The sequence below is a fragment of the Streptomyces zaomyceticus genome (assembly GCF_014656215.1).
In the GTDB taxonomy this organism is placed as follows: Bacteria; Actinomycetota; Actinomycetes; order Streptomycetales; family Streptomycetaceae; genus Streptomyces; species Streptomyces zaomyceticus.
The window spans coordinates 1-25514 of record NZ_BNBZ01000047.1 but is presented as its reverse complement, the minus strand read 5'-3'; the positions used below and the strand labels follow the sequence as shown (position 1 = coordinate 25514).

22 protein-coding genes are annotated in these 25514 nt (G+C 72.8%); 10 read left to right on the top strand and 12 right to left on the bottom strand.

From position 1 onward, the window contains the following. The first annotated feature begins 175 nt into the window (after positions 1-175). The 3 genes from dxs (at position 176) to IE311_RS34435 (ending at position 4910) form a co-directional block, all read left to right on the top strand. Positions 176-2095, top strand: a complete 1920-nt coding sequence (gene dxs, locus IE311_RS34445; protein WP_189835822.1) for a 1-deoxy-D-xylulose-5-phosphate synthase — start codon at positions 176-178, stop codon at positions 2093-2095. A gap of 120 nt (positions 2096-2215) precedes the next feature. After that, positions 2216-3730, top strand: coding sequence for an amino acid permease (locus IE311_RS34440; RefSeq protein WP_189835821.1), 1515 nt, complete (start codon positions 2216-2218; stop codon positions 3728-3730). 97 nt (positions 3731-3827) lie between these two features. Then, positions 3828-4910 (top strand): PLL family lectin, encoded by a 1083-nt coding sequence (locus IE311_RS34435; RefSeq protein WP_189835820.1) that lies wholly within the window; start codon positions 3828-3830, stop codon positions 4908-4910. A gap of 101 nt (positions 4911-5011) precedes the next feature. Here the strand turns inward: IE311_RS34435 and IE311_RS34430 are convergent, their stop codons facing one another. The 5 genes from IE311_RS34430 to IE311_RS34410 form a co-directional block, all read right to left on the bottom strand. Next, positions 5012-7150, bottom strand: coding sequence for a 3-hydroxyacyl-CoA dehydrogenase NAD-binding domain-containing protein (locus IE311_RS34430; RefSeq protein WP_189835819.1), 2139 nt, complete (start codon positions 7148-7150; stop codon positions 5012-5014). Further along, positions 7147-8361 (bottom strand): thiolase family protein, encoded by a 1215-nt coding sequence (locus IE311_RS34425; protein WP_189835818.1) that lies wholly within the window; start codon positions 8359-8361, stop codon positions 7147-7149. The genes IE311_RS34430 and IE311_RS34425 overlap by 4 nt, the downstream gene beginning before the upstream one ends. A 412-nt stretch (positions 8362-8773) precedes the next feature. After that, positions 8774-10057 (bottom strand): ribonuclease D, encoded by a 1284-nt coding sequence (locus IE311_RS34420; RefSeq protein ID WP_189835817.1) that lies wholly within the window; start codon positions 10055-10057, stop codon positions 8774-8776. Positions 10058-10139: 82 nt separating this feature from the next. Next, on the bottom strand, positions 10140-10805 hold the full coding sequence (locus IE311_RS34415) for a response regulator transcription factor (RefSeq protein ID WP_015037008.1): 666 nt from the start codon (positions 10803-10805) through the stop codon (positions 10140-10142). Between the two features lie 292 nt (positions 10806-11097). Continuing rightward, entirely contained in the window at positions 11098-11799 is a 702-nt protein-coding gene (locus IE311_RS34410) for a DUF3000 domain-containing protein (RefSeq protein WP_189835816.1), read from the bottom strand. A gap of 91 nt (positions 11800-11890) precedes the next feature. Between IE311_RS34410 and hemE the strand changes: the two genes are divergently transcribed. Then, positions 11891-12967, top strand: coding sequence for a uroporphyrinogen decarboxylase (hemE, locus tag IE311_RS34405; RefSeq protein WP_189835815.1), 1077 nt, complete (start codon positions 11891-11893; stop codon positions 12965-12967). A gap of 85 nt (positions 12968-13052) precedes the next feature. Here hemE and IE311_RS34400 read toward each other — a convergent pair whose 3' ends face one another. Together IE311_RS34400 and IE311_RS34395 are read right to left on the bottom strand one after the other, a co-directional pair. Beyond that, complete coding sequence (locus tag IE311_RS34400) at positions 13053-14426, bottom strand: FAD-dependent oxidoreductase (RefSeq protein WP_189835814.1); 1374 nt, start codon at positions 14424-14426, stop codon at positions 13053-13055. A 53-nt stretch (positions 14427-14479) separates the two neighbouring features. Next, positions 14480-15496, bottom strand: a complete 1017-nt coding sequence (locus IE311_RS34395) for a DUF4349 domain-containing protein (protein ID WP_189835813.1) — start codon at positions 15494-15496, stop codon at positions 14480-14482. Between the two features lie 172 nt (positions 15497-15668). Here IE311_RS34395 and hemG point away from each other — a divergent pair, with 172 nt between their 5' ends. Next, positions 15669-17123 (top strand): protoporphyrinogen oxidase, encoded by a 1455-nt coding sequence (gene hemG, locus IE311_RS34390; protein ID WP_189835812.1) that lies wholly within the window; start codon positions 15669-15671, stop codon positions 17121-17123. 17 nt (positions 17124-17140) lie between these two features. Continuing rightward, positions 17141-17854 carry a hydrogen peroxide-dependent heme synthase gene (hemQ, locus tag IE311_RS34385; RefSeq protein WP_189835811.1) on the top strand — a complete coding sequence of 238 codons (714 nt, stop codon included), beginning with the start codon at positions 17141-17143 and terminating at the stop codon, positions 17852-17854. Between the two features lie 236 nt (positions 17855-18090). Here the strand turns inward: hemQ and IE311_RS34380 are convergent, their stop codons facing one another. The 4 genes from IE311_RS34380 to IE311_RS34365 all read right to left on the bottom strand — a co-directional run bounded on the left by IE311_RS34380 (position 18091) and on the right by IE311_RS34365 (position 22178). Then, positions 18091-18867 carry a TIGR04222 domain-containing membrane protein gene (locus IE311_RS34380; RefSeq protein ID WP_189835810.1) on the bottom strand — a complete coding sequence of 259 codons (777 nt, stop codon included), beginning with the start codon at positions 18865-18867 and terminating at the stop codon, positions 18091-18093. Positions 18868-18915: 48 nt separating this feature from the next. Continuing rightward, positions 18916-19980: a TIGR04222 domain-containing membrane protein gene (locus IE311_RS34375; RefSeq protein WP_308439852.1), complete on the bottom strand. Its 1065-nt coding sequence runs from the start codon at positions 19978-19980 to the stop codon at positions 18916-18918. 7 nt (positions 19981-19987) lie between these two features. Beyond that, positions 19988-21391 carry a DUF692 domain-containing protein gene (locus tag IE311_RS34370; protein WP_189835808.1) on the bottom strand — a complete coding sequence of 468 codons (1404 nt, stop codon included), beginning with the start codon at positions 21389-21391 and terminating at the stop codon, positions 19988-19990. Between the two features lie 103 nt (positions 21392-21494). Beyond that, positions 21495-22178, bottom strand: coding sequence for a peptidyl-tRNA hydrolase (locus tag IE311_RS34365; RefSeq protein WP_189835807.1), 684 nt, complete (start codon positions 22176-22178; stop codon positions 21495-21497). A gap of 71 nt (positions 22179-22249) precedes the next feature. Between IE311_RS34365 and IE311_RS34360 the strand changes: the two genes are divergently transcribed. The 4 genes from IE311_RS34360 to IE311_RS34345 are packed head-to-tail and all read left to right on the top strand — an operon-like array spanning position 22250 to position 24679. Next, positions 22250-22924 carry an AIM24 family protein gene (locus tag IE311_RS34360; protein WP_189835806.1) on the top strand — a complete coding sequence of 225 codons (675 nt, stop codon included), beginning with the start codon at positions 22250-22252 and terminating at the stop codon, positions 22922-22924. Then, a complete protein-coding gene (locus IE311_RS34355) occupies positions 22921-23832 on the top strand; it encodes an ABC transporter ATP-binding protein (protein ID WP_189835805.1) in 912 nt (303 codons plus the stop codon). Before IE311_RS34360 ends, IE311_RS34355 begins: the two co-directional genes overlap by 4 nt. Beyond that, positions 23829-24479: an ABC transporter gene (locus IE311_RS34350; protein WP_189835804.1), complete on the top strand. Its 651-nt coding sequence runs from the start codon at positions 23829-23831 to the stop codon at positions 24477-24479. Before IE311_RS34355 ends, IE311_RS34350 begins: the two co-directional genes overlap by 4 nt. A 14-nt stretch (positions 24480-24493) precedes the next feature. Then, a complete protein-coding gene (locus IE311_RS34345) occupies positions 24494-24679 on the top strand; it encodes a hypothetical protein (RefSeq protein ID WP_189835803.1) in 186 nt (61 codons plus the stop codon). A 70-nt stretch (positions 24680-24749) separates the two neighbouring features. Here IE311_RS34345 and IE311_RS34340 read toward each other — a convergent pair. Further along, on the bottom strand, positions 24750-25514 hold a 765-nt coding region (locus IE311_RS34340), incomplete at its 5' end, for a polysaccharide deacetylase family protein (RefSeq protein ID WP_229902351.1).

Genomic DNA, 25514 nt, shown 5'->3' with positions numbered 1-25514 from the left:
GCCGGGCACTGCTGCGTCCGGAGCAGTGCCCGACCCGTACAGAGCCGTACAGATCAGCGGCATGTAGGCCATGAGGGTGATGCCTCACCCCCCGGCCCGATGCCCACGATCCAAGACGGAACATTAGACTCGACAAATCGGCAAGCTCGACCAGCTCAAACGCAAGGAGGCACGGGTGGCTCTGCTGACCCGTATCAGGGGACCGCGAGATCTGGACCGGCTCTCCCCGGAACAGCTGGACCAGCTGGCCGACGAGATCAGGACGTTCCTCGTGGACGCCGTCTCCAAGACCGGCGGGCACCTCGGGCCCAACCTCGGCGTGGTCGAGCTGACCATCGCCCTGCACCGCGTGTTCGACTCCCCGAAGGACAAGGTCCTCTGGGACACCGGCCACCAGAGCTACGTCCACAAGCTGCTCACCGGCCGCCAGGACTTCTCGAAGCTCAAGATGAAGGGCGGCCTCTCCGGCTACCCCTCGCAGGCGGAGTCCGAGCACGACGTCATCGAGAACTCGCACGCCTCGACGGTCCTCGGCTGGGCCGACGGCCTCGCCAAGGCCAACGAGGTCCTGAAGAAGGACGACCACGTCGTCGCCGTCATCGGCGACGGAGCCCTCACGGGCGGCATGGCCTGGGAGGCGCTGAACAACATCGCCGCCGCCAAGGACCGCCCGCTCGTCATCGTCGTCAACGACAACGAGCGCTCCTACGCGCCCACGATCGGCGGCCTCGCCAACCATCTGGCGACCCTGCGCACCACCGACGGCTACGAGCGCTTCCTCGCCCGCGGCAAGGACATCCTGGAGCGCACCCCCGTCGTCGGGAAGCCGCTCTACGAGACCCTGCACGGCGCCAAGAAGGGCCTCAAGGACTTCATCGCCCCGCAGGGCATGTTCGAGGACCTCGGCCTCAAGTACGTCGGCCCCATCGACGGCCACGACATCGAGGCCCTGGAGTCCGCCCTGACGCGCGCCAAGCGCTTCGGCGGCCCGGTGATCGTCCACTGCCTCACGGAGAAGGGCCGCGGCTACCAGCCGGCCCTCCAGGACGAGGCCGACCGCTTCCACGCCGTCGGCAAGATCCACCCCGACACCGGCCTGCCCATCGCCTCCTCCGGCGCCGACTGGACCGGCGTCTTCGCCGAGGAGATGGTCGCGCTCGGCAAGGAGCGCGCGGACGTCGTCGCCATCACGGCGGCCATGCTCCAGCCCGTCGGCCTCGACAAGTTCGCCAAGGCCTTCCCCGAGCGGGTCTTCGACGTCGGCATCGCCGAGCAGCACGCCGCGGTCTCCGCGGCGGGCCTCGCCACCGGCGGACTCCACCCGGTCTTCGCGGTCTACGCGACCTTCCTCAACCGCGCCTTCGACCAGGTCCTGATGGACGTGGCCCTGCACAAGTGCGGTGTCACCTTCGTCCTGGACCGGGCCGGTGTCACCGGCACCGACGGCGCCTCCCACAACGGCATGTGGGACATGTCGATCCTCCAGGTCGTGCCCGGTCTGCGGCTCGCCGCGCCGCGCGACGCCGACCAGGTCCGCGCCCAGCTCCGCGAGGCCGTCGAGGTCACCGACGCCCCGACCGTGGTCCGCTTCTCGAAGGGCGCCGTCGGACCGGCCGTACCCGCCCTGCGCCGCGTCGGCGGCATGGACGTGCTCCGCGAGCCCGGCAGCGACCGACCGGACGTCCTCCTGGTCTCCGTGGGCGCCCTGGCGCCCATGTGCCTGGAGATCGCCGACCTGCTCGACCGGCACGGCATCACGACCACCGTCGTCGACCCCCGTTGGGTCAAGCCGGTCGACGAGGCCCTCGCCCCGCTCGCCGAGGGCCACCGGGTCGTCGTCACCGTCGAGGACAACAGCCGCGTCGGCGGCGTCGGCTCGGCCGTCGCCCAGGCGCTGCGCGACGCGGGCGTGGACGTGCCGCTGCGTGACTTCGGCATCCCGCCGCGCTTCCTCGACCACGCCTCGCGCGCCGAGGTCATGGCCGAGATCGGGCTGACCGCCCCGGACATCGCCCGTCAGGTCACCGGTCTGGTCTCGCGGCTCGACGGCAGGTTCGAGAGCAGCGCGCAGGCCGTGGAGCCCGCCCGCGACTGACGCCCCCCGTCACCAGGTGTCACCTCGGGGCCGATCGGCTCACTCTTCGGAGTGCCGATCGGCCCTTTCGCGTGCATTCTGACCTGAGGGCGGGCAGCCCCATGGCAGGGAGGTACGACGGTGAGCACGGACCAACAACCACGAGCCAATTCCGGAGTCTTCCGGACCAAGTCGGTCGAGCAGTCGATCCGCGACACGGAGGAACCGGAGCACGCGCTCAAGAAATCCCTGTCCGCCTGGGATCTGATGGTGTTCGGTGTCGGCGTCATCATCGGCACCGGCATCTTCGTCCTCACGGGCAAGGTCGCCAAGGAGAACGCGGGCCCGGCCACGGCCCTCGCCTTCGTCGCGGCCGGCATCGTGTGCGCGCTGGCCGCCCTCTGCTACGCCGAGTTCGCCTCGACGGTGCCGGTGGCGGGATCGGCGTACACCTTCGCGTACGCCTCGATCGGAGAGCTGCCCGCCTGGATCATCGGCTGGGACCTCGTCCTGGAGTTCGCCCTGGGTACGGCGGTGGTCGCCGTCGGCTGGTCGGGCTACGTCCGCTCGCTCATGGACAACATCGACTGGCATCTACCCGCGGCGCTCGAAGGACCGGACGTGCCGGGCGGCACCTTCGACATCCTGGCCTTCCTGCTCGTCCTGGTGCTGACCGTCGTCCTCGTGCTCGGCATGAAGCTCTCCGCCCGGATCACCGCGCTCGTCGTGGCGATCAAGGTGACCGTGGTGATGATCGTGATCGTCGCCGGTCTGTTCTTCATCGTCGGCGACAACTACAAGCCCTTCATCCCGCCGGCCGTCACCCCCGAGGGCGGCGGTTCCAACTGGGACTCCCCGCTCGTCCAGCTGATCTTCGGGTACGAGCCGACCAACTTCGGCGTCATGGGCATCTTCACCGCCGCCTCGGTCGTCTTCTTCGCCTTCATCGGCTTCGACGTGGTGGCCACCGCCGCCGAGGAGACCAAGCTGCCGCAGCGGGACATGCCCCGGGGCATCCTCGGCTCGCTGTTCATCTGCACCGTGCTCTACGTGGCCGTGGCCCTGGTCGTCACCGGCATGCAGCACTACACGGAGCTGTCCGTCAGCGCCCCGCTCGCCGACGCCTTCAAGGCCGCCGGGCATCCCTTCTACGCGGGTGTGATCAGCTTCGGCGCCGCCGTCGGTCTCACCACGGTCTGTCTGATCCTGCTCCTCGGCCAGACCCGGGTGTTCTTCGCGATGAGCCGTGACGGCCTGCTGCCGCGCTTCTTCTCCGTCACCCACCCGAGGTTCAGGACCCCGTACCGCCCGACGATCCTGCTCGGTGTGATCATCGCCATCGTCGCCGGCTTCACCAGCATCAACGAACTCGCGACCCTGGTGAACATCGGCACCCTGTTCGCCTTCGTCGTGGTGGCCGTCGGCGTGATGGTGCTCCGCCGCACCCGCCCCGACCTGCCGCGCGCCTTCCGCACCCCCTGGGTGCCGGTGCTCCCGATCCTCTCCATCGCCGCCTCGTTCTGGCTGATGCTGAACCTGCCCGGCGAGACCTGGTTCCGGTTCGCGGTGTGGATGGTGATCGGCATCGTCGTGTACTTCCTGTACGGGCGCAGTCACAGTCGGCTCGGACAGGCGGGCCGCGACGCCAGGTACTGAGGGCGATACCGAAGGCGCGGAAGGGAGCGTTCGGGAGGGCGACTAAAGTCGGCTCGTACCCGAACTCCTTCCGACGACCGGAGTGCTGGATCCCCCCATGGCGAATCGATCCCAGGCCCCCGCCGACCGTTCTCACGGCTCCTCCTCAGCCCCTCTGCTCCAGGGTGCCTGGCTGACCAGAGGGGAGGAGGGCAGGTTCAGCGCCTATCTGCCCCGGGACGGAGAGGTGGTGCGCTGGACCGAGGAGCCGGACGGCCGCTGGAGCGGCCCCGTCTCGCTCGGCGGCGACGGTCTGACCCCCTTCCTCGCGGTCGGCCAGGGCGCCGACCGCTACGTCCACCTCGTCGGCCTGCGACCCACCGCGGGGGGAGAGGGACACGTCGAGCTGGTGCACAGCGTCCAGTTCCAGACGGGCCGCCCGGCGGTGGCCTGGCGGCCGATCGGGCACTCCAACGGCAAGGGGCCGTGGACCGGCAACCCGGCCGTCGCGGTGGACGCCCAGGGCCGCGCGTACGCCTTCGTCCGCAACGGGGGCGGCGGACTGAGCGTGCGGGCCCAGAAGGACGCCGGCGGCTGGCACCCCTGGTGGGACCTGCACGGCTGGAGCACCGACCCCTCCCCGGTCGCCGTCTGCAACGGCGAGGGGCGCGTCGAGCTCCTCACGGCCACCGACAAGGGCCTTCTGCGCTACGTCCAGGAGGAGTCGGGCGCCCGCCCCGTCCGCAAGGACGTCCTGCCCGCCGAGGTCACCTTCGGCACCCTCGCGGCCGTCACCGGCCCCTCCGGGCACGTGACGCTGTTCTACGTCGACAAGGCCGGCCAGGTCCGTGCCTGGTCGCCGGGGCGCGACCTGGAGCCCACGCCCCTCGGCAAGGCGGTCGGCACCGGCCGGCTCGCCGCCACCCGCTGTCTCATCGACGGCTTCGACTGCACGGTCCTCGCCCAGCAGTCCGAGGACGGCCGGCTCGCCCTCGCCGCCTACCCGAGCGAGCAGGAGACCGAGGGCATCGAGTGGTCGGAGACGGGGGAGCCGCGGGGCGACCTCGACACCGTCCTCACCCGCGGCCTCGACGGCCGGCTGGTCGCGGCGTCCCTGGCCGGCGGGAGCTCGCCGATCATCACCCGGCAGAAGGCCGGTGCGGAGGGGCTGCTCCTGGAGAGCTGGCGCTCCATAGGGTGACCGTCACTCCCTGACGGGCACACCCCGTGAAGAGACGGGAAAAGGCCACGGCCCCGGCACCTGGAGAAGGTGCCGGGGCCGTACGCGTACGTCCTGAGGTGCTACGCGGGGACGCTCGCCACGCCCTGCGCCAGGAAACGCTTGCCGTTGACGCGCTCGGAGACGCCCTCACGGTCCAGGTACGGAGTGATGCCGCCCAGGTGGAAGGGCCAGCCCGCACCGGTGATCAGGCAGAGGTCGATGTCCTGCGCCTCGGCGACGACACCCTCCTCCAGCATCAGACCGATCTCCTGCGCCACCGCGTCCAGGACACGGTCGCGGACCTGCTCCTCGGTCAGGACGGTGTCGCCCTGGACGAGGAGGGCGGCGACCTCCGGGTCGAGCTCCGGCTTGAAGCCGTTCTCCGCGTTGTAGACGTAGAAGCCGCGCTTGCCGGCCTCGACGACGCGCTTGAGGTTCGGCGAGACGGTGAAGCGCTCCGGGAAGGAGCGGTTCAGGGTCTCGGAGACGTGCAGACCGATCGCCGGGCCGACGAGCTCCAGGAGCACCAGCGGCGACATCGGCAGGCCGAGCGGCTCGATGGCCTTCTCGGCCGTCTCGACCGAGGTGCCCTCGTCGATGACGTTCTGGATCTCGCCCATGAAGCGGGTCAGGATGCGGTTCACGACGAACGCCGGGGCGTCCTTGGTGAGGACCGCGGTCTTCTTGAGCTTCTTCGCGACACCGAACGCGGTGGCGAGGGAGGCGTCGTCCGTCTGCTCGCCGCGCACGATCTCCAGGAGCGGGAGGATCGCGACCGGGTTGAAGAAGTGGAAGCCGACCACGCGCTCCGGGTTCTGGAGCTTGGAGGCCATCTCCGACACGGACAGCGAGGAGGTGTTGGTGGCGAGGATCGCGTGCGCCGGGGCGACCGCCTCGACCTCCGCGAACACCTTCTGCTTGACGGACATCTCCTCGAACACGGCCTCGATGATGAAGTCCGCGTCCGCGAAGCCCGCCGCCTTGTCCAGGACACCGGAGACCAGGCCCTTGAGACGGTTGGCCTTGTCCTGGTTGATCCGGCCCTTGCCGAGCAGCTTCTCGATCTCGGCGTGGACGTAGCCCACACCCTTGTCGACGCGCTCCTGGTCGATGTCGGTCAGGACGACCGGCACCTCGAGGCGGCGCAGGAAGAGCAGGGCCAGCTGGGAGGCCATCAGACCGGCGCCGACGACACCGACCTTGGTGACCGGGCGGGCCAGCGACTTGTCCGGGGCACCGGCGGGGCGCTTGCCGCGCTTCTGCACCAGGTTGAAGGCGTAGATGCCGGAGCGGAGCTCGCCGCCCATGATCAGGTCCGCGAGGGCCTGGTCCTCGGCGTCGAAGCCCTTCTGCAGGTCGCCGTCCTTGGCGGCCTCGATGATCTCGAGGGCGCGGTAGGCGGCCGGGGCGGCGCCGTGCACCTTGGAGTCGGCGATGGCGCGGCCCTTGGCGACGGCCTGGTCCCAGGCCTCGCCGCGGTCGATCGCGGGGCGCTCGACGGTCACGGAGCCGTTCAGGACGGAGGCCGTCCAGATCAGCGACTGCTCCAGGAAGTCCGCGCCCTCGAACAGCGCGTCGGCGATGCCGAGCTCGAAGACCTGCTTGCCCTTGAGCTGACGGTTCTGGTTCAGGGAGTTCTCGATGACGACCGAGACGGCCTTCTCGGCACCGATCAGGTTCGGCAGGATGGCGCAGCCGCCCCAGCCGGGCACCAGGCCGAGGAAGACCTCGGGCAGCGAGAAGGCCGGAAGGGCCTTCGACACGGTGCGGTAGGTGCAGTGCAGACCGACCTCGACGCCGCCGCCCATGGCCGCGCCGTTGTAGTACGCGAAGGTCGGCACGGCGAGCGCGGACAGACGCTTGAAGACGTCGTGGCCGCCCTTGCCGATGGCGAGCGCCTCGTCGTGCTTCTTCAGCAGCTCGACGCCCTTGAGGTCGGCGCCGACGGCGAAGATGAACGGCTTGCCGGTGATGCCGACGCCGGTGATCTCACCGTTCGCGGCCTCGGCCTCGACCTGGTCGATCGCCGTGTTCAGGTTGGCGAGCGACTGCGGGCCGAAGGTGGTCGGCTTGGTGTGGTCGAAGCCGTTGTCCAGCGTGATCAGGGCGAACCGGCCCGCACCGGCGGGCAGTTCGAAGTGCCGTACGTGGGCGCTCGTGACGACCTCGTCGGGGAAGAGCTCCGCGGCGCCCTTCAGAAGCTCGGCGGTGGTGCTCACTTGCCCTCCCAGTGGGGGTTTTCCCAGATGACCGTGGCGCCCATGCCGAAGCCGACGCACATCGTGTTGAGGCCGTAGCGGACCTGCGGGTTCTCCTCGAACTGGCGGGCCAGCTGCGTCATGAGACGGACGCCGGAGGAGGCGAGCGGGTGACCGTAGGCGATGGCGCCGCCGTACTGGTTGACGCGCGCGTCGTCGTCGGCGATGCCGTAGTGCTCGAGGAAGGCGAGGACCTGGACGGCGAAGGCCTCGTTGACCTCGAAGAGGTCGATGTCCTCGATGGACAGACCGGCCTTCGCGAGGGCCTTCTCGGTCGCCGGGATCGGGCCGTAGCCCATGACCTCGGGCTCGACGCCGGCGAAGGCGTACGAGACGAGGCGCATCTTCACCGGGAGGTCGTGCTCGCGGGCGAAGTCCTCGGAGGCGATGATCGAGGCGGTGGCACCGTCGTTGAGACCGGCCGCGTTGCCCGCGGTGACGTTGCCGTGGACGCGGAACGGCGTCTTCAGGTTGGCCAGCGACTCCAGGGTGGTGCCCGGGCGCATCGGCTCGTCGGCGGTGACCAGGCCCCAGCCGGTCTCACCGGTGGAGGCGTCGGTGCGGCGCACCGAGATCGGCACCAGGTCCTGCTGGATCTTGCCGTCGGCGTACGCCTTGGCGGCCTTCTCCTGCGAGCGCACGGCGTACTCGTCGGCGCGCTGCTTGGTGATGCTCGGGTAGCGGTCGTGCAGGTTCTCGGCGGTCATGCCCATGAAGAGGGCGGACTCGTCGACGAGCTTCTCCGACACGAAGCGCGGGTTCGGGTCGACGCCCTCACCCATGGGGTGACGGCCCATGTGCTCGACGCCACCGGCGATGACGGCGTCGTACGCGCCGAAGGCGATCGAACCGGCGACCGAGGTGACGGCGGTCAGCGCGCCGGCGCACATGCGGTCGATGGAGTAGCCCGGCACCGACTGCGGCAGCCCGGCGAGGATGCCCGCCGTGCGGCCGAGGGTCAGACCCTGGTCACCGATCTGCGTGGTCGCGGCGATGGCGACCTCGTCGATCTTCGCGGGGTCCAGGCCGGGGTTGCGGCGCAGCAGCTCCCGGATGGCCTTGACGACGAGGTCGTCGGCGCGGGTCTCGTGGTAGATGCCCTTCGGGCCCGCCTTGCCGAACGGGGTGCGGACGCCGTCGACGAAGACGACGTCCCTGACGGTACGAGGCACGATGGCTCTCCTCCAGGGTGCGGGATGGCACTGCTGCGGCACACGCCTAAGCGTGCGCTTGCTTCCTCCATGCTACTTGCGGGTAACCGGGCTGCCCAGTCCCTGGGGCCCAAGCGGCGAAGGTCACATTCAGAGGATGCCACCGAGGCGGCCGCGCACCCCCGCGTACGCCCGTCCGATCGGAGGCTCCCGCGACCCGATGGTCCCGGGGCGGCGGCCGTGTCACGGCGCGGGCGCCCACCGGCAGGCGGAGTCCCGCACCGGTCCGGGGCGCGAGGCTCCGGCCCCGTCCACGGAATCGACGGCACGACCGACGGCGTCTTCGACATGGACACCGCCGGCGATCCCACCCGTTCCGCGGACGACGGAGCCCCCGACGCCCGTCCGGGCGTCGGGGGCTCTCCCGAAGGGGTCACGCGGTCGCGGTCAGCGCCTGCACCAGGAGCGGGGTCACCAGCTCCACCTGCCACCGACGGGCGCCGTGGCCCGCCAGGGCGGCGGCGACGCCGTCCGCGTCGGCCGGGGCCGGCGGCTCCCAGCAGACCCGGCGCACGGTGTCCGGGGTGATCAGGTTCTCCTGCGGAAGGTTCAGCTCCTCCGCGAGCGCCGAGACCGCCGCGCGCGCCGCCGACAGACGGGCCGCGGCGACCGGGTCCTTGTCCGCCCAGGCGCGCGGCGGGGGCGGGCCGGCCACCTGCTGGCCCGGCTGGGGAAGCTCGCTCTCGGGCAGGGCGCGGGCGCGATCGACGGCCGCCTGCCACTGCTCCAGCTGGCGGCGGCCCATCCGGTGCCCGAAACCGGGCAGCGCGGTGAGCGCGGTCACGTTCACCGGGACCGCGAGCGCGGCCTCCACGATCGCCGCGTCGCTCAGCACCTTGCCGGGGGAGACGTCCCGGCGCTGGGCGACCGCGTCACGGGCCGTCCACAGCTCCCGTACGACCGCCATCTGGCGACGGCGCCGCACCTTGTGCATGCCGGAGGTCCGCCGCCACGGGTCCTTGCGCGGCGGGGCGGGCGGGGCGGAGGCGATCGCGTCGAACTCCTGGTGCGCCCACTCCAGCTTGCCCTGCCGGTCGAGCTCCTTCTCCAGGGCGTCGCGCAGGTCGACGAGGAGTTCCACGTCGAGCGCCGCGTACCGGAGCCAGGGCTCGGGCAGCGGCCGGGTGGACCAGTCGACGGCGGAGTGGCCCTTCTCCAGGGCGTAACCGAGGACGGACTCGACCATGGCGCCGAGGCCGACGCGCGGGAAGCCCGCGAGCCGCCCGGCGAGCTCGGTGTCGAACAGCGAGGTCGGCAGCATGCCTATGTCGCGCAGGCAGGGAAGGTCCTGGGTCGCGGCGTGCAGGATCCACTCGGTCCCGGCGAGCGCCTCGCCGAGTCCCGAGAGGTCGGGGCAGCCCACCGGGTCGATGAGCGCGGTGCCCGCGCCCTCGCGGCGGAGCTGTACGAGGTAGGCGCGCTGGCCGTAGCGGTAGCCGGAGGCACGCTCGGCGTCCACGGCGACGGGGCCGCGGCCGGCCGCGAAGGCGGCGATCACCTCGGCGAGGGCTTCGTCCGTCTCGACGACGGGCGGAATCCCCTCGCGGGGCTCCAGCAACGGGATCGGAAGCCCATTCGCAGGGACATCGTCGTCCGGGGGGCCGCCCCCGGTGGTGCGCAGTGCTGTGTCTGCTGCGGTCTCTTGGGCGTCGGTCACCTGTCAAGGGTATCGGTGAACGGCAAGCGCCTGTCGACGGAACGTTCCGTCGACAGGCGCCGGCTTCGTGTCGACCGTTCCGTCAGTGGATGATCCCCGTCCGCAGGGCGACCGCGACCATGCCGGCGCGGTCCCCGGTGCCCAGCTTGCGGGCGATCCGGGCGAGGTGGCTCTTCACGGTGAGGGCCGAGAGGCCCATGGAGACGCCGATCGCCTTGTTCGACTGGCCCTCCGCGACGAGCCGGAGCACCTCGACCTCACGGCCGGAGAGCTCGCGGTAGCCGCCCGGGTGGCTCGGGGCACCCGGGGGGCGGCGGTGGCCGAGCCGCGCGGCCGCGGCGCCGATGGGGGCGGCGCCGGGTCGGGTGGGGTGGCCGATGTTGGTACGGGTACCGGTGACTACATAGCCCTTCACGCCGCCCGCCAGGGCGTTGCGTACGGCGCCGATGTCGTCGGCGGCCGAGAGGGCGAGGCCGTTGGGCCAGCCCGCGGCGCGGGTCTCGGACAGCAGCGTGAGGCCGCTGCCGTCGGGCAGGTGGACGTCGGCAACGCAGATGTCGCGCGGGTTGCCGACGCGGGGACGTGCCTCCGCGATGGAAGAAGCCTCGATCACGTCGCGTACTCCGAGGGCCCACAGGTGGCGGGTCACGGTGGAGCGGACGCGCGGGTCGGCCACGACGACCATGGCCGTCGGCTTGTTCGGGCGGTAGGCGACCAGGCTTGCGGGCTGCTCGAGGAGAACGGACACCAGGCCTCCTGGGGGGAAGGGTGCGGGACGGAGCCGGCTCGGGGAAGAAGCCGGGGGCGAACCCGTGCTGTGAAGGGGTCACTGACTCCTTCGGCAACTGGGCCGCCCGCCTTTAGGGAAAGATCACGATTTGGTGAGTAACAATTAGGGCAATTCGGACGCGTGATCGATCATCCTACGAGCGGCCCCCGCGCCGTCACCCTCACGAGGGAGTGTCCGGACACCGTTCGGACACTCCCGGGAATGGCTTGATCCCGCCCCCGAGGTGTGCCGCCTCGGCGCCACCGCGACCTCAGGGCTGCTGCGGACCCCGCCGCTGGGGCAACGAGACGACACCCGCGCCGGACACCGTCCCCGCCGCGCCCGTCCCCTGATCCGCCGGCGCGGGAGGCAGTCCCGCGATCTGGCAGAGCAGATCGCACCAGGCCGCCAGGTGTGCGCCCGTGTCCGGGACGCCGCCCAGACCCTCGCGGGGCGTCCAGGAAGCCCTGATCTCGATCTGCGTCGCGGGCCTGCGGTCCGCGAGACCGCCGAAATAGTGCGAGCCCGCCATCGTGACGGTCCCGCTCGCCTCCCCGTACCCGAGCCCCCGGGCCTCCAGGGCCCCGGTCAGCCAGGACCAGCACACCTCGGGCAGCAGCGGATCCGCCGCCATCTCCGGCTCCAGCTCGGCACGGACCAGCGTCACCAGCCGGAAGGTGCCCTTCCAGGCCTCGTGGCCGTCCGGATCGTGCAGCAGCACCAGCCGGCCGTCCGCGAGGTCCTCCTCGCCGTCCACGACGGCCGCCTCCACCGCGTACGCGTAAGGGGCGAGGCGCTGCGGGGGCCTCGTCGGGTCGATCTCGATCTCGGGTCGCAGCCGCGCCGAGCGCAGGGCCTCCACCGCCCGCCGGAACACGGGTGGAACCGGGTTCGCCTCCGTACTGTCCGCCGTTTCGTCCGTCCCTCGATCGCCGTCGGAATGATCGGAAAAATGTCCCTGAGCCGCAGCCATGCGGGGAAGAGTAGGCGGAACGAGGCCTCCGTGCAGGGAGGGACACCCTGCCCGGACGAGCGGCTTCCCGCCACATGCGAAGATTCTGGACGTGAGTGCCAACGACCGCCCCACGGGCCAGCAGACGAAGCAGCAGTCGCGGACGTACGACTCCGCGTTCCTCAAGGCATGCAGGCGTGAACCCGTGCCGCACACCCCCGTCTGGTTCATGCGGCAGGCGGGGCGCTCGCTCCCCGAGTACCTGAAGGTCCGTGAGGGCATCCCCATGCTCGAGTCGTGCATGCGGCCCGAGCTGGTCACCGAGATCACGCTGCAGCCGGTCCGCCGCCACAAGGTCGACGCCGCGATCTACTTCAGCGACATCGTCGTCCCGCTCAAGGCCATCGGCCTCGACCTCGACATCAAGCCCGGCGTCGGCCCGGTCGTCGCCGACCCGATCCGCACCCGCGCCGACCTGGCCCGGCTGCGCGACCTGACCCCCGAGGACGTCCACTACGTCACCGAGGCCATCGGGATGCTCACCGGCGAGCTGGGCGACACCCCGCTCATCGGCTTCGCGGGCGCGCCGTTCACCCTCGCGAGCTACCTCGTCGAGGGCGGTCCCTCGCGCAGCCACGAGCGCACCAAGGCGATGATGTACGGCGACCCGCAGCTCTGGGCCGACCTCCTCGACCGTCTCGCCGAGATCACCTCGGCCTTCCTCAAGGTCCAGATCGAGGCCGGCGCCTCCGCCGTCCAGCTCTTCGACTCCTGGGTCGGTGCCCTCGCCCCGGCCGACTACCGCCGCTCGGTGATGCCCGCCTCCGTGAAGGTGTTCGACGCGGTCGCCGGGTACGGCGTCCCGCGCATCCACTTCGGCGTCGGTACGGGCGAACTGCTCGGCCTCATGGGCGAGGCCGGCGCGGACGTCGTCGGTGTCGACTGGCGCGTCCCGCTCGACGAGGCCGCCCGCCGCGTCGGCCCCGGCAAGGCGCTCCAGGGCAACCTGGACCCGGCCGTCCTCTTCGCCCCGACGGAGGTCGTCGAGGCGAAGACGGACGAGGTGCTCGCCGCCGCGAAGGGCCTGGAGGGCCACGTCTTCAACCTGGGTCACGGCGTCATGCCGTCCATGGACCCGGACGCCCTGACCCGTCTCGTCGAGTACGTCCACACCAGGACGACCGTCTGACGGACCCCCGCACGGCCGACGCCTCCGCCCCACCGGGCGGAGGCGTCGCCGTTCCACGGGTACGGGACCGGCCCGCCGCGCGGACTCAGCCCGCCGCGCGGACCGCCGCCGTCGCCTTGCGGGCCGCGACCAGGACCGGGTCCCAGACCGGTGAGAACGGCGGCGCGTACCCCAGGTCCAGGGCCGTCATCGCCTCCACCGTCATCCCCGCCGTCAGCGCCACGGCCGCGATGTCCACCCGCTTCCCCGCGCCCTCCCGGCCCACGATCTGCACCCCGAGCAGCCGGCCGGTACGTTTCTCGGCCAGCATCTTCACCGTCATGGGCGCGGCCCCCGGGTAGTACCCCGCCCGGCTCGTCGACTCCACCGTCACCGTCACGAACCGCAGTCCCACCTCGCGGGCGTCCTTCTCCCGCAGGCCGGTCCTGGCGATCTCCAGGTCGCACACCTTCGACACGGCCGTGCCGACCACTCCGGGGAACGTCGCGTAACCGCCGCCCACGTTCGCCCCGATGACCTGGCCGTGCTTGTTCGCGTGCGTCCCCAGCGGTACGTACCGCTCCCGGCCCGAGACCAGGTCGAGTACCTCCACGCAGTCGCCGCCCGCCCAGATGTTCTCGTGGCCCCGGACCCGCATCGCCAGATCGGTGAGCAGCCCGCCGTGCGCCCCGAGCGGCAGCCCCGCCGCGCGCGCCAGCGAGGTCTCGGGCACCACGCCCATGCCGAGGACCACCACGTCCGCCGGAAACTCCGCCGCGTCCGTCGCCACCACGCGCACCCGGCCGTCCTCGCCGGTCAGGATCTTCGTGGCCGCCGCCGAGGCGACCGTCGTGATCCCCAGACCGTCCATCGCCCGGTGCACCAGACGGCCCATGTCCGGGTCGAGGGTCGCCATCGGCTGCTCGCCCCGGTGCAGGAGCGTCACCTGGTAGCCCCGGTTCAGCAGGGCCTCGGCCATCTCCACACCGATGTAGCCCGCGCCGACCACGACCGCCCGCCGGCCGGGCGTCCCCTCCAGCGAGTCGAGCAGCGCCTGCCCGTCGTCCAGGGTCTGCACCCCGTGCACCCCGGGCGCGTCGATCCCCGGCAACCCCGGGCGCTTCGGCCTGGCCCCCGTCGCGATCACCAGCTTGTCGAAACCCGTCCAGGTCTCCGTACCCGTCTCCAGGTCCCGTGCGAGGACCCGCTGTCCGGGCACGTCGACCTCCGTCACCTCCGTCCGCATCCGCAGGCCGATGGCGCGCTCCCGGTGTTCCTCGGGGGAGCGCGCGATCAGTTCGTCGCGGGTGCCGACGTCGCCGCCGACCCAGTACGGGATGCCGCAGGCCGAGTACGAGGAGAAGTGCCCGCGTTCGAAAGCGACGATCTCCAGTTCCCCGGGTCCCTTGAGCCTGCGCGCCTGCGACGCGGCGGACATCCCCGCCGCGTCGCCACCGATGACCACCAGTCGTTCGCTCATGCCCCCATTTTTTCAGGCTCGGTTCGCCTCCGGGGCGCTGGTGCCGGTTCGGCTCACTCGCCGGTGCCGCCGGCGGACGTACCGGTCGGCGGAGCCTCGGCGCTCTCGGAGGTCCTGGCCACTCCCGCGGCGTTCCGCTCCGTCCGCGGCTCCGGCAGGGGAGCGGGGCGGGCTTCGGCGCGCCCGGCGCGGCGCGGGCGGACGACGCGGCGCCACAGGACGTATCCGACGAGGGCCACCGCGAGCCACGGAGCCAGGGCCGCCAGGACGACGACCGCCCAGGCCACCGCGCCGGTCAGGGAGTTCCAGCCGCCGCTCAGGGCGTCGCCGAAGCCGGGGCGCCCCTCCTCGGGCTTCTCGTCCTCGGCTTTCCGCTTCTCCGAGAGCTGGAGGGCGATCGTCGCCAGGGACGTGCTGTCCTTCAGCGAGGACTGCTGCGCCAGCAGGGCCTCAAGGTCGGCCTGGCGGCGGCTCAGCTCGCCCTCCAGGGTCACCACGTCGGCCAGCTTCTCCGCCCGCTGCATCAGTGCCCGCACCCGCGCCACGCTCGCCCGCTGGGTCGCGATGCGGCTCTCCACGTCCACCACCTGGTCGGTGACGTCCTTGGCGTCCGCCTTGCGGGCCAGCAGCTTGCCCGTGCCCGCGAGCTCGGCGAGGACGGAGTCGTACCGCTCCTGGGGCACCCGCAGCACGATGTGGGAGGTGACGTACGACTCGTCGACCCGCTCCGTCGCCTCGTTCTCGACGTGACCGCCCGCGCCGGACGTCACCCGGCGGGCCGTGGCCAGCGCCTTGGCCACGTCGGCGACCTCCACGGAGAGGGACGCGGTGCGGATGACGTGCTGCTGCCGGGCGGGGGCCTTCGACGGCTCCGACGGGGCCTTCTCGGGGCCCGAGTAGCCGTCGGCGGCACCCGCCTGCTCGTCGGCGGGCTTCGCCGCGCCCATGTCGCTCTTGCTGTCCGAGCCCATGTCGCCGCTTCCGGCGCAGCCGGTCAGGACCAGTGCCGCCGTCAGCAGTGCCGCGGCCGCGGCGGTCCGCGTTCTCGCCGTCGTTCGTGCGCTCCGCATCGTGTCCCCCCCCGGGGGTGGTGGTGAGTGTTGCCACTTCGACGCCTCTTCGACGCACGGGCCCCGGGAACGGGTTGCCCTCCGGCGGTAGCGATGCGGTCACGGTCCGGCCTCGGAACGGAACAGACGGCCTGGGGAGAGGAGCCCATGGGCGATTTGAGAGAGTGGTCCCATGAACGCGGACACCACGGGACCTCATGTCGTCGTCGCCGGAGGCGGTATCGCCGGACTCGCGGCCGCCCACCGGCTGGCCGTCGCCGGCCACCGGGTGACCCTCCTCGAAGCGGGGACGCGGCTCGGCGGCAAGCTGCTCGCCGGGGAGATCGCGGGCGCCCCCGTGGACCTCGGCGCCGAGTCGCTGCTGGCCCGCCGCCCCGAGGCCGTCGCCCTCGCCCGGGCCGTCGGTCTCGGCGACCGGCTCCAGGCCCCCGCCACCACCACCGCGTCCGTCTGGTCCCGTGGCGAGCTCGTCCCGATGCCCAAGGGCCATGTCATGGGCGTCCCCGGCGACGCCCACGCGGTCGACGGCCTGCTCTCCGCCGAGGGCGTGCGCCGGATCGGTCTCGACGGCGACCTGCCGCCGACCGAGATCGGCGAGGACATCGCCATCGGCGCCTACGTGGCCGCCAGGATGGGCCACGAGGTCGTCGACCGGCTCGTGGAACCCCTGCTCGGCGGGGTGTACGCCGGTGACGCCTACCGCATCTCGATGAAGGCGGCCGTCCCCGCCCTCTTCGAGGCCGCCCGTGTCCACCCCACGCTCACCGCCGCCGTCCGCGCCGTCCAGCGGGCGGGGGCCGCCGCCGCCCCCGCCGACGTGGCGGGCGCGGCCACCGGCCTCGGCGGTTCCGTCTTCCTCGGCGTCGAGGGCGGTGTCGGCACGCTGCCCCGGGCCGTCGCCGAGGCGATCCGGGCCGCCGGGGGTGAGATCCTCACCGACGCCCCCGTGACCGGGCTGCGCCGCACCGGGGCGACCGGCTGGCAGGTCGTGAGCCGCGACCGGGTCCTCACCGCGGACGCCGTCGTCCTCGCCACCCCCGCCGGGCCCGCCGCCGCCCTGCTCACCGAACACGCGCCCGCCGCCTCCGCCGAGCTCGGCTCGATCGCCTACGCCTCCATGGCCCTGGTCACCCTCGCCTTCCGCCGCTCCGACATGCCCGTCCTGGCGGGCTCCGGCTTCCTCGTGCCGCCCGTCGACGGGCACACGATCAAGGCCTCCACCTTCTCCTCGCAGAAGTGGCGGTGGGTCGCCGACGGCGCCTCCGACCTGTTCGTGCTCCGCACCTCCGTCGGCCGCCACGGCGAGGAGGACCAGGTCCACCGCGAGGACGCCGACCTCGTCGACGCCTCCCTCAAGGACCTGGCCGCCGCCACCGGGCTCGCCGGCCGGCCGGTGGCCACCACGGTCACCCGCTGGATCGGCGGTCTGCCCCAGTACCCCGTCGGCCACCTCGCCCGGGTCGCCCGGGTCCGCGAGGCCGTGGCGGCCCTCCCCGGACTGCGGGTCGCGGGCGCCGCGTACGACGGTGTCGGCATCCCCGCCTGCATCGCCTCGGCCCATCGGGCGGCCGACGAGATCATCGCCACGTCGAAAAGGACCGACCCCGGTGCGGGGCACTCCCTGTGACGGGCGAGAATAGGCGTATGAGTGCGCCCGAAAAGATCCCGAACGCCGGTAAGAAGGCGAAGGACCTCAACGAGGTCATCCGCTACACCCTGTGGTCCGTCTTCAAGCTGCGCGACGTTCTCCCCGAGGACCGCGGCGGTTACGCCGACGAGGTCCAGGAGCTGTTCGACCAGCTCGCGGCCAAGGACATCACGATCCGCGGCACGTACGACCTGTCCGGTCTGCGCGCCGACGCCGACGTCATGATCTGGTGGCACGCCGAGACGAGCGACGAGCTCCAGGAGGCGTACAACCTCTTCCGCCGCACCCGTCTGGGCCGCGCCCTGGAGCCGGTCTGGTCGAACATGGCGCTGCACCGCCCGGCCGAGTTCAACAAGTCGCACATCCCGGCCTTCCTGGCCGACGAGAACCCGCGCGACTACGTCTCGGTCTACCCCTTCGTGCGCTCCTACGACTGGTACCTGCTGCCGGACGAGGACCGCCGCCGGATGCTCGCCGACCACGGGAAGATGGCCCGTGGCTACCCGGACGTCCGCGCCAACACGGTCGCCTCCTTCTCGCTCGGCGACTACGAGTGGCTCCTCGCCTTCGAGGCCGACGAGCTGCACCGCATCGTGGACCTCATGCGCCACCTGCGCGCCTCCGAGGCCCGGATGCACGTCCGCGAAGAGGTCCCGTTCTACACCGGTCGCCGCAAGAGCGTCGCCGACCTGGTGGCGGGCCTGGCCTGACGGCCCCGACAGACACGGTGGTGGCCCGGCTCCCGGCCGGGCGCGCCACCCCTCGACCCGGAAGATCAGACGGCGGGCGGCCTCATTGCCCGTCGCTCCAGCGACACCGGGTCCGGCTCCGGGTGCGGCGCGCATGACGCGCGCCGCACCGGCGTCATTTCCGGGGCCTTTTCGCGCCCCTTTCCCGGCCCTTCCGGCGGTGGGGCGGGAGGCCTCCGCGCTTCTCGCCCGGCCCCTCAGCCCCGGCTGCGCAGAGCGGCGCGGAGCTCCGGTTCGAGCACCCCGGGTCCACGCGTCGCGAGGGCGGTCAGGGGATCGGCCGAGGAGAGCCCCGCCAGCAGCCGCTGTCCTGCGGGGGAGGCCCAGCGGGTGTACGGGTACACCTCGATCCGTCCGATCAGCAGACAGAGCCCCGAGGCGACCAGCGGCAGGGCGAATCCGGCGAGGACCGGGGCCCGTTCGGCGCTGGGCACCAGCAGCGTCGACACCGTTCCCAGGGCCAGGCTCAGCAGGAAGCCGGTCCGCACCGTCCGCAGCCCGGCCTCGATCTCCCGGTGCCCCGCCGCGGACACGGCGAGTCCCCGGTCGACGAGGCGCTCCGCGAGCAGGCGTACGGAGTCGGCCGCGGCGACGACCGGACGCACGAGGGGAATCGGCGACTGCCCGCCGGCTCCGATGGCGCCGATCACGGCCCGCTCCAACGCGTCGTCCCGGTGGCCGGGGGAGTCCACGACCGTCGCCCAGCCGGTGTGGGCGAGCAGCAGCCGGCGTTCCCGGTGCATCGCCACCAGGGTCAGATCGGTGACCCGCAGCGGTCCGCCGGCGAGGTAGGCCGCCTCGCCGACGGTGAGGTCCGACGCGGTCCCGTGAATCCCGCCGGCCCCGTCGGCCGCGCCCGTCCCTTCGGTCCGGTCGCGACCGGGTCGGCCCGCCGCGAGCGTCGCCCGGCACAGCCGCGCACAACCGACACCGGCCACCACACACGCCACGAGCAGCAACGGAACCCAGACCATGCCCGAGTTGTACGACAGGCCGGGCGTCGCCGCCACCCGAACGGGTGATCAGCTGCTGGAGCTGGAACTGGAGCACGAACTCCCGCTGGAGCTGGAACACGAACTGGAGCTCGAACCGGAGCACGAGCTGCCGCCCCCACCACAGCTGGAGCCGCCCCCGGACGAGCAGGACCCCGACGAGCACGACGATCCGGACGAGCACGACGACCCGGACCCGCCGCCGGAGCAGGAGCCGCCACCCCCACCGCCCCCGCCACCGCACGCGCTGGTCCCCGCGCACCACACGACGGCCGCCGCGAAGTCGTCGCCCGCGTCCGAGCTGTCGTACCGGTGCGGAACGGGGCGCCTGTTCCCGCCTCCGCGCCGCCCGGGCGGCCCGTAGACCCGGGCGGCGGCCACGAGCTGTTCGCGCAGCACCGGATCGGGCAGGGCCCGGAGCCCGTGGAGTGCCACCAGCAGTCCGGCGTCGGCGAGATGGGCGTGTGCCCGCCCGTACGCGAAGACCGCGTTCCGGCCGGCCGGGGTGACCTGCCGGGCGGCGATCGTTCCGCAGACCAGGGCCGTGAATCCGGCGGCGAGCACCGCCGGCGCCACCTTGAGGAGGAACGGGAACGAGGGCCCGGCGGTGACGGCGAGGTCCACGGCCGTGAGGACGGCCGACACCGGGAACATCGCGAGGGCCGCGAGGCCGATCCCGGCGCACCACCGGAGCGTGGTGCGCCGGGTCGCCGGGTCGACGACGAGCCCGCGCGCGGCGAGCCCGTCGCCGATCTCCTGGACCGCCGGGTGCCGCATCACGGCCATGCGCAGGTGGTGCAGGGCCCCGTGCGGAGCGGCGGCGTGCGCCTGGAGCACGGCGCGTTCCACCGGGTCGTGCGCCACGGGACGGACGACGGCGACGATGCCGGGGCCGCCGACCGCCAGCCTGCCGTCCGACTGGAGGGCGGCGAGGGCGCTGTCGACGACCCGGGCGGGGCCGCCGTTGAGGAAGGCGGCCTCGTACCGGTCGTGGACGGGCCCGCCGGTTCCGCCGCGGGTCCGGGCGACCCGGACGATCAGCAGCGCGATGCCGGCGGCGGCGGCGAGATAGAACAACGCGGTCAGGACGTTCACGGGCACCTCATCTCCGTACCAGGGCGTGCCGGGCGGCCCGTACGAGCCGGGTGGCGCGGCCCGGCGGACGGTTGCCGGAACGGTCCTGCCACCACTCCGTGAGCTGCCGCTGTGCCGCCGGATCCTCCGGCCGCCCGGCGACCAGCAGATGCTCGGCGAAGTCGAGCGCGTCGCGGCGGTAGCCGCCGGACATGGGCCGGGATCTGGCGTACGCGAGGAACGCGGGCCGGAACCCCTTGCCGAGGATCTCGGGCAGCTCCGGCGCGACCTTCGCGACCACCCCGGCCCGCTTGGCCGCGAGTGCCCGGCTCTGCACCCCGAGCCGTCGGCTGTCGAACCCCTCGGGCACGGGCGTTCCGGCGACCAGCGCCGACAGCAGGGCGGCCTGGGCGACGGCGACCCGCTGCCGGGCCCCGGCGTGGGGTGCCGGCGCGGTGGCCACCGGTGCGGCGGGGGCGACGACGGGCATCGGCCCGCCCGAGACCCGGGCACCGGCCCCGATGAGCAGCGGCTGCGCCGCCGCGGCCGCCACCGGACCGCGCGGCGCCCGTACTCCGTGACCCGCGCCCCCATGACGCGCCACCCGTGACGCCCCGGTCAGGGTCGCCCGGATCGCGCGCAGTTCGTCCCCCAGCTCCTCCCCGGGAGGGAAGTCGTCGTCCCGTTCGAGCAGCACGCCCGGCGGCGCCACCCGCGACGCGAGATCCGCCAGTACGTCGAGGACCGCGCGCGGCACCGGATGCGCGTGGGTGTCGTGCCAGACCCCGTCCCGCTCCACACCGCCCGCCACATGCACGTACGCGATCGCCTCCACCGGCAGTTCCGACAGCGCGCGCGCCGGGTCCTCGCCCCGGTTGACGTGGTTGGTGTGCAGATTGGCGACGTCGACGAGGAGCCGTACCCCCGTACGCTCCACCAGCTCCGCCAGGAAACGCCCCTCGCTCATCTCCTCGCCGGGCCAGGAGATCAGGGCGGCGATGTTCTCCAGGGCGAGCGGCACGGGCAGCGCGTCCTGCGCGATCCGTACGTTCTCGCAGAGCACGTCGAGCGCGTCCCACGTCCGGGGCACGGGAAGCAGATGGCCCGCCTCGAGCTGCGGGGTCGCGGTGAGCGGCCCCCCGGCCCGTACGAACGCGATGTGTTCCGTGACCAGCGGCGCCCCGAGTGCCACCGCCTTCTCGCCGAGCGCGGCCAGCCGCGCCGGGTCGGGCCGGTCGGCGCCCCCGAGCCCGAGCGAGACGCCGTGCGGCACGACCGTGACGCCGCGCTCGCGCAGCCTGGTCAGGGAGTCGGGCAGATGGCCGGCGCAGATGTTCTCCGCGACGACCTCCACCCAGTCGACTCCGGACAGCCCCTCGACCGCCTCAGCGATCTCGGGACGCCAGCCGATGCCGATGCCGAGTTCCGTCATGTCCCCCTCCTTCGGTCCTCAGTCACCCACCTGATGACCCCGGGGAAATCGTTCGAACCCCGACAGGGGGACGTTCAGAGGTTGATTTGAGGTTCCGTTCCGGTCACGCCCGGCGCGGGAAGGCGGAGACCACCGTGCACGAGCCCGGGGCGATCTCCGTGAACCCCGCGTCCCGCACCACCGGAAGCCCGCTCGTCGTCAGAGCCGGCCACGCGTCGGCCGCCGCGGTCCGGACCACGAGCGGGAAGCCCGCCTCGCGCCAGGTCTTCCGGTCGGCGTCCGTCATCGCCCACCACAGCAGTTGCGCCCCGTGCCCGGCCTGCGCCATCGCCTTGCCCGCCGACATGTCCAGCTCGGGGCTGAACCACAGCACGGCCGCCCCGTCCGGTACGGGACCGGGCGCTGCCGGGTCGTCGAGGTCGGTGCCCGAGACCTGGAGCTTGGCGAGTTCCTTGGGCCAGCCGTCGAGCGGGACCGGCGGGAAGACCCGTACCTCCGCCTCCGTACCGGTGACGGTGATCCCCGGCAGCGCGCTCGCGCGCCGCCACTCCGCGCCGCGCGCCCGGCGCACGACCTTGCGGATCCGGGCGTCCTGCCAGTCGGTCATCACCCGGGCCCACTCGCCCTCGCCGAGGGAGCGGTCGTCGGTGAGGATCTCCAGGACGGCCCGCGCCGCGGTCTCCAGGGCGTCGGTACGGGACGGCGGGGCGTCCCGCTCGATCCGCACGACCAACGGCAGGACGAACTGGGGCTTCTCATCACGGAGATCGGTCTCGTTGCTGCTCACCGGGCAAGTCTGCCACTGCCGTCAGGAGTGATTCTTGTAGGAATGAGCGCTTCCGGGACAGGATGCCCCTCATGAAGAGTGATCTTTTCGCCGGTGAACACCTCGCCGAGACCGCAGACTTTCCGGGGATGACCCTCCAGAACGCCAAATCCGTCAAATACACCGTCAACGGCGAGATGCACGCTCGCCAGGGTTCGATGATCGCCTTCCGCGGCGATCTGCAGTTCGAGCGCAAGAGCCAGGGCATCGGCGGCCTGCTGAAGCGCGCCGTCACCGGCGAGGGCCTGGCCCTCATGGCCGTGCGCGGCCGGGGAGAGGCCTGGTTCGCGCACGAGGCGCAGAACTGCTTCATCGTCGAGATCGAGCAGGGCGACGCCTTCTCGGTCAACGGCCGCAACGTGCTCTGCTTCGACCCCACGCTGCACTACGAGATCAAGACGGTGAAGGGCGCCGGCATGACCGGCGGCGGCCTCTTCAACTCCGTCTTCACCGGATACGGCAAGGTCGCCCTCATGTGCGAGGGCACGCCGATCGTCATTCCCGTCAGCCCCCAGGCCCCGGTCCACGTCGACACCGACGCGGTCGTCGGCTGGAGCGAGCAGCTGCACACCTCGCTGCACCGCTCGCAGTCCGTCGGTTCGATGATCCGCGGCGGCTCGGGCGAGGCGGTGCAGCTCAAGCTGGAGGGCCAGGGCTTCGTGGTCGTCCGTCCCAGCGAGCTGACCCCGCAGAAGACCTCGAATTGAGGCTCGAGCGGGTCGGGCGACGGCACGGCCTCCGGGGTCCGTGGGTGCTCCGCGAGGTCGGGCTCGACCTGCCCGCCGGAACCCTCGTCCGGATCGCCGGCACGAACGGGACCGGCAAGTCGACCCTGCTGCGGGTCGTCGCCGGAGTCGACGCGCCCACCGAGGGCCGGGTCACGGGCCGCCCGCCCCGCACCGCGTACGTTCCCGAGCGCTTCCCGGTCGCGCTCCCCTTCACGGCCGTCGACTATCTGGTCCATCTGGGACGGGTCCAGGGCCTCGGCCGGTCGACGGCCCGGGTCCGCGCGGGGGAGTGGCTGGAACGTTTCGGGGCCGCCGAGCACGCCCGTACGGAGATGGCGGCACTGTCCAAGGGCACGAGTCAGAAGGTCGCCGTGGCCCAGGCCCTTCTCGCCGATCCGGACCTGCTCGTCCTCGACGAGGCCTGGACCGGCCTCGACACGGGCGCCCGCGCCGAACTGGACGCGGCGGTCCGCGAACGCCGGTCGGCCGGTGCGATGGTCGTCTTCGTCGACCACGACCCGCGACGCCTGGCGGGGGAGCCCGACGCGGTTCACGAGGTGGGGTCGGGACGAGTGCGGGAGGCCCGGGCGCGGTCCGCGGACACCGGGCGGTGGCGGGAGGCCCCGGCTCCGGCCCTCCCGGGCTCCGAGCCGGCGCCGCGGGTCCGGATCACGGTCTCCGGCGGGCACCGACCGCTCCCCGCCGGCCTCCCCGGCGATCCCGTCACCGCACCCGCGCCCGCATCCGCCCCCGGCTCCGAGGGCGTCGACGGCCCGGCCCTCACCGTCCTCACCGTCGACGCGCGGCACTCCGACGCACTCCTGGCGGCGCTGCTCGCCGCCTCCTGGCACATCCACCACCTCGGCTCCGAAGGCGTACGGGTATGACGGCGCTCCTGCGCTACCAGACGGGTCTGCTGCTCCGCTCCCAGCGTTGGCTCGCACCGCTGCTCCTGTACGCGGCCGTCCTCGGCGTCGGCGTGAACGTCGGCGAGCCCGTCCTCGGCGCGCTCGGCCTCGCCTCCGCCGCGCTCCTCCCGGTGACCGCCTGGTCCGTACGGATCTGCGCGACGCAGGAGCCGGCCGCCGCGCGGAACGTGGTCGCGGCGGCCGCGGGTCGGGGCCGTGCCCATCTCGCGGCGCTCGTCACGGGGGCCGCCCTGCCCGTCCTCGTCGGGGCGGTCGCCGTCCTCGCGGTCACGGCGACCGGCGACCGGCGCGGAGTCACCGCGCTCGCCGCCACGACGACGGGCCTCCTGGCGGCGGTGGCCTGTGCCCTGACGGGCGCCGTCGTGGGGGCGTTGGTCTCCCGCCCGTTCGTCCGGGCCCCCGGCTGGTCCTTCGCGGCCCTCGTCCTCGGCTCGCTCCTGGCCCTGGTGACCACCGGCTCACCGGCGAAGCACGCGATGACGGCCCTGATCACCGGCGCCCGCGCGGCGACCGCGGACCCGCCGTGGCTCGCCTGCGCCGGCGCCGTGCTCCTCGCGGCGGCGACGGCGATCGCCGCGTGCCGGGCCACGGCGCGGCTGGAGTGAGTAGGCTCGAAGACATGAGCGAGTCCACGTCGTACTGCGCCCCGGAGCCCGCCCCGAAGCCGGAACCGGCGACCGAGGGCCCGTTCGCCGCGTGCGTGCTGTGCCAGGAGCCGACCGAGTACCCGGAGTCGACGAAGGGCATCACCCTGTGCCCGGTCTGCGCATGGCAGGAGGCCCAGCGCAACGCCTGCTCGGGCTAGGAGGTGTCCGGAAAGTCCCGCCCGGCTCGCGACGCCCGGCACTCCCCGGGCCGTCTCTTCGCGCGCCGGTTCAGCCGCGCATGAGCTCCGAGACCTTCACGAAGCGGTAGCCGCGGGCACGGAGTTCCGGGACGATGCGTCGGATCGCCCGCTCCGTGACGGGGGCCGCGCTGCGCGTGCAGTGCATGACCACCAGGGAACCGGGCTTGACCTCGTCGAGGACCTGCTCGGCCACCGCGTCCGCGTCCTTCGCGAAGGCGTCCCCGCTGACCACGTCCCACTGGACCGCCGTCACCCCGGCGGGGCCGAGCGCGCGCAGGGCCGCGTCGTCGTAGCAGCCGCCCGGGAATCGGAAGTAGGGGACGACGTTCTCGGCCCCGGCGTCGCGGAACGCGTCGAAGGCCCGTTGCACGTCGGCCGTCATGTCGGGCCCGGCGACGGTCGGGAGTCCGTAGCAGGGGGACGCGAAGGCGTAGTGGCTGTAGGAGTGGTTCGCGATCTCGAAGCGGGGGTCGCGGCCGATGGACCTGGCCTGGTCGGGGTACTCCTCCGCCCAGCGGCCGGTCATGAACACGGTCGCGTCCACCTTCAGGCGGCGCAGGGTCGCGATGAGCTCCGGGTTGTCGAAGTGCTCGCCGCGCGCGGCCCGCGGGCCCTGGTCGGCCGTCATGTCGGCGTCGAAGGTGAGCGCGACGACCTTCTCCGCGGTCCTGGCCCGGCGTGTGTACACGGGGGTGAGGCCGCCGGGCCCCGGCGCCATGGTGGGCGGGGCGGCGCGGTCGGCCGCGGGCCTGGGCCCGGCCGCGGCGCCCGCCCCGGGGGACGCGCCGGCACC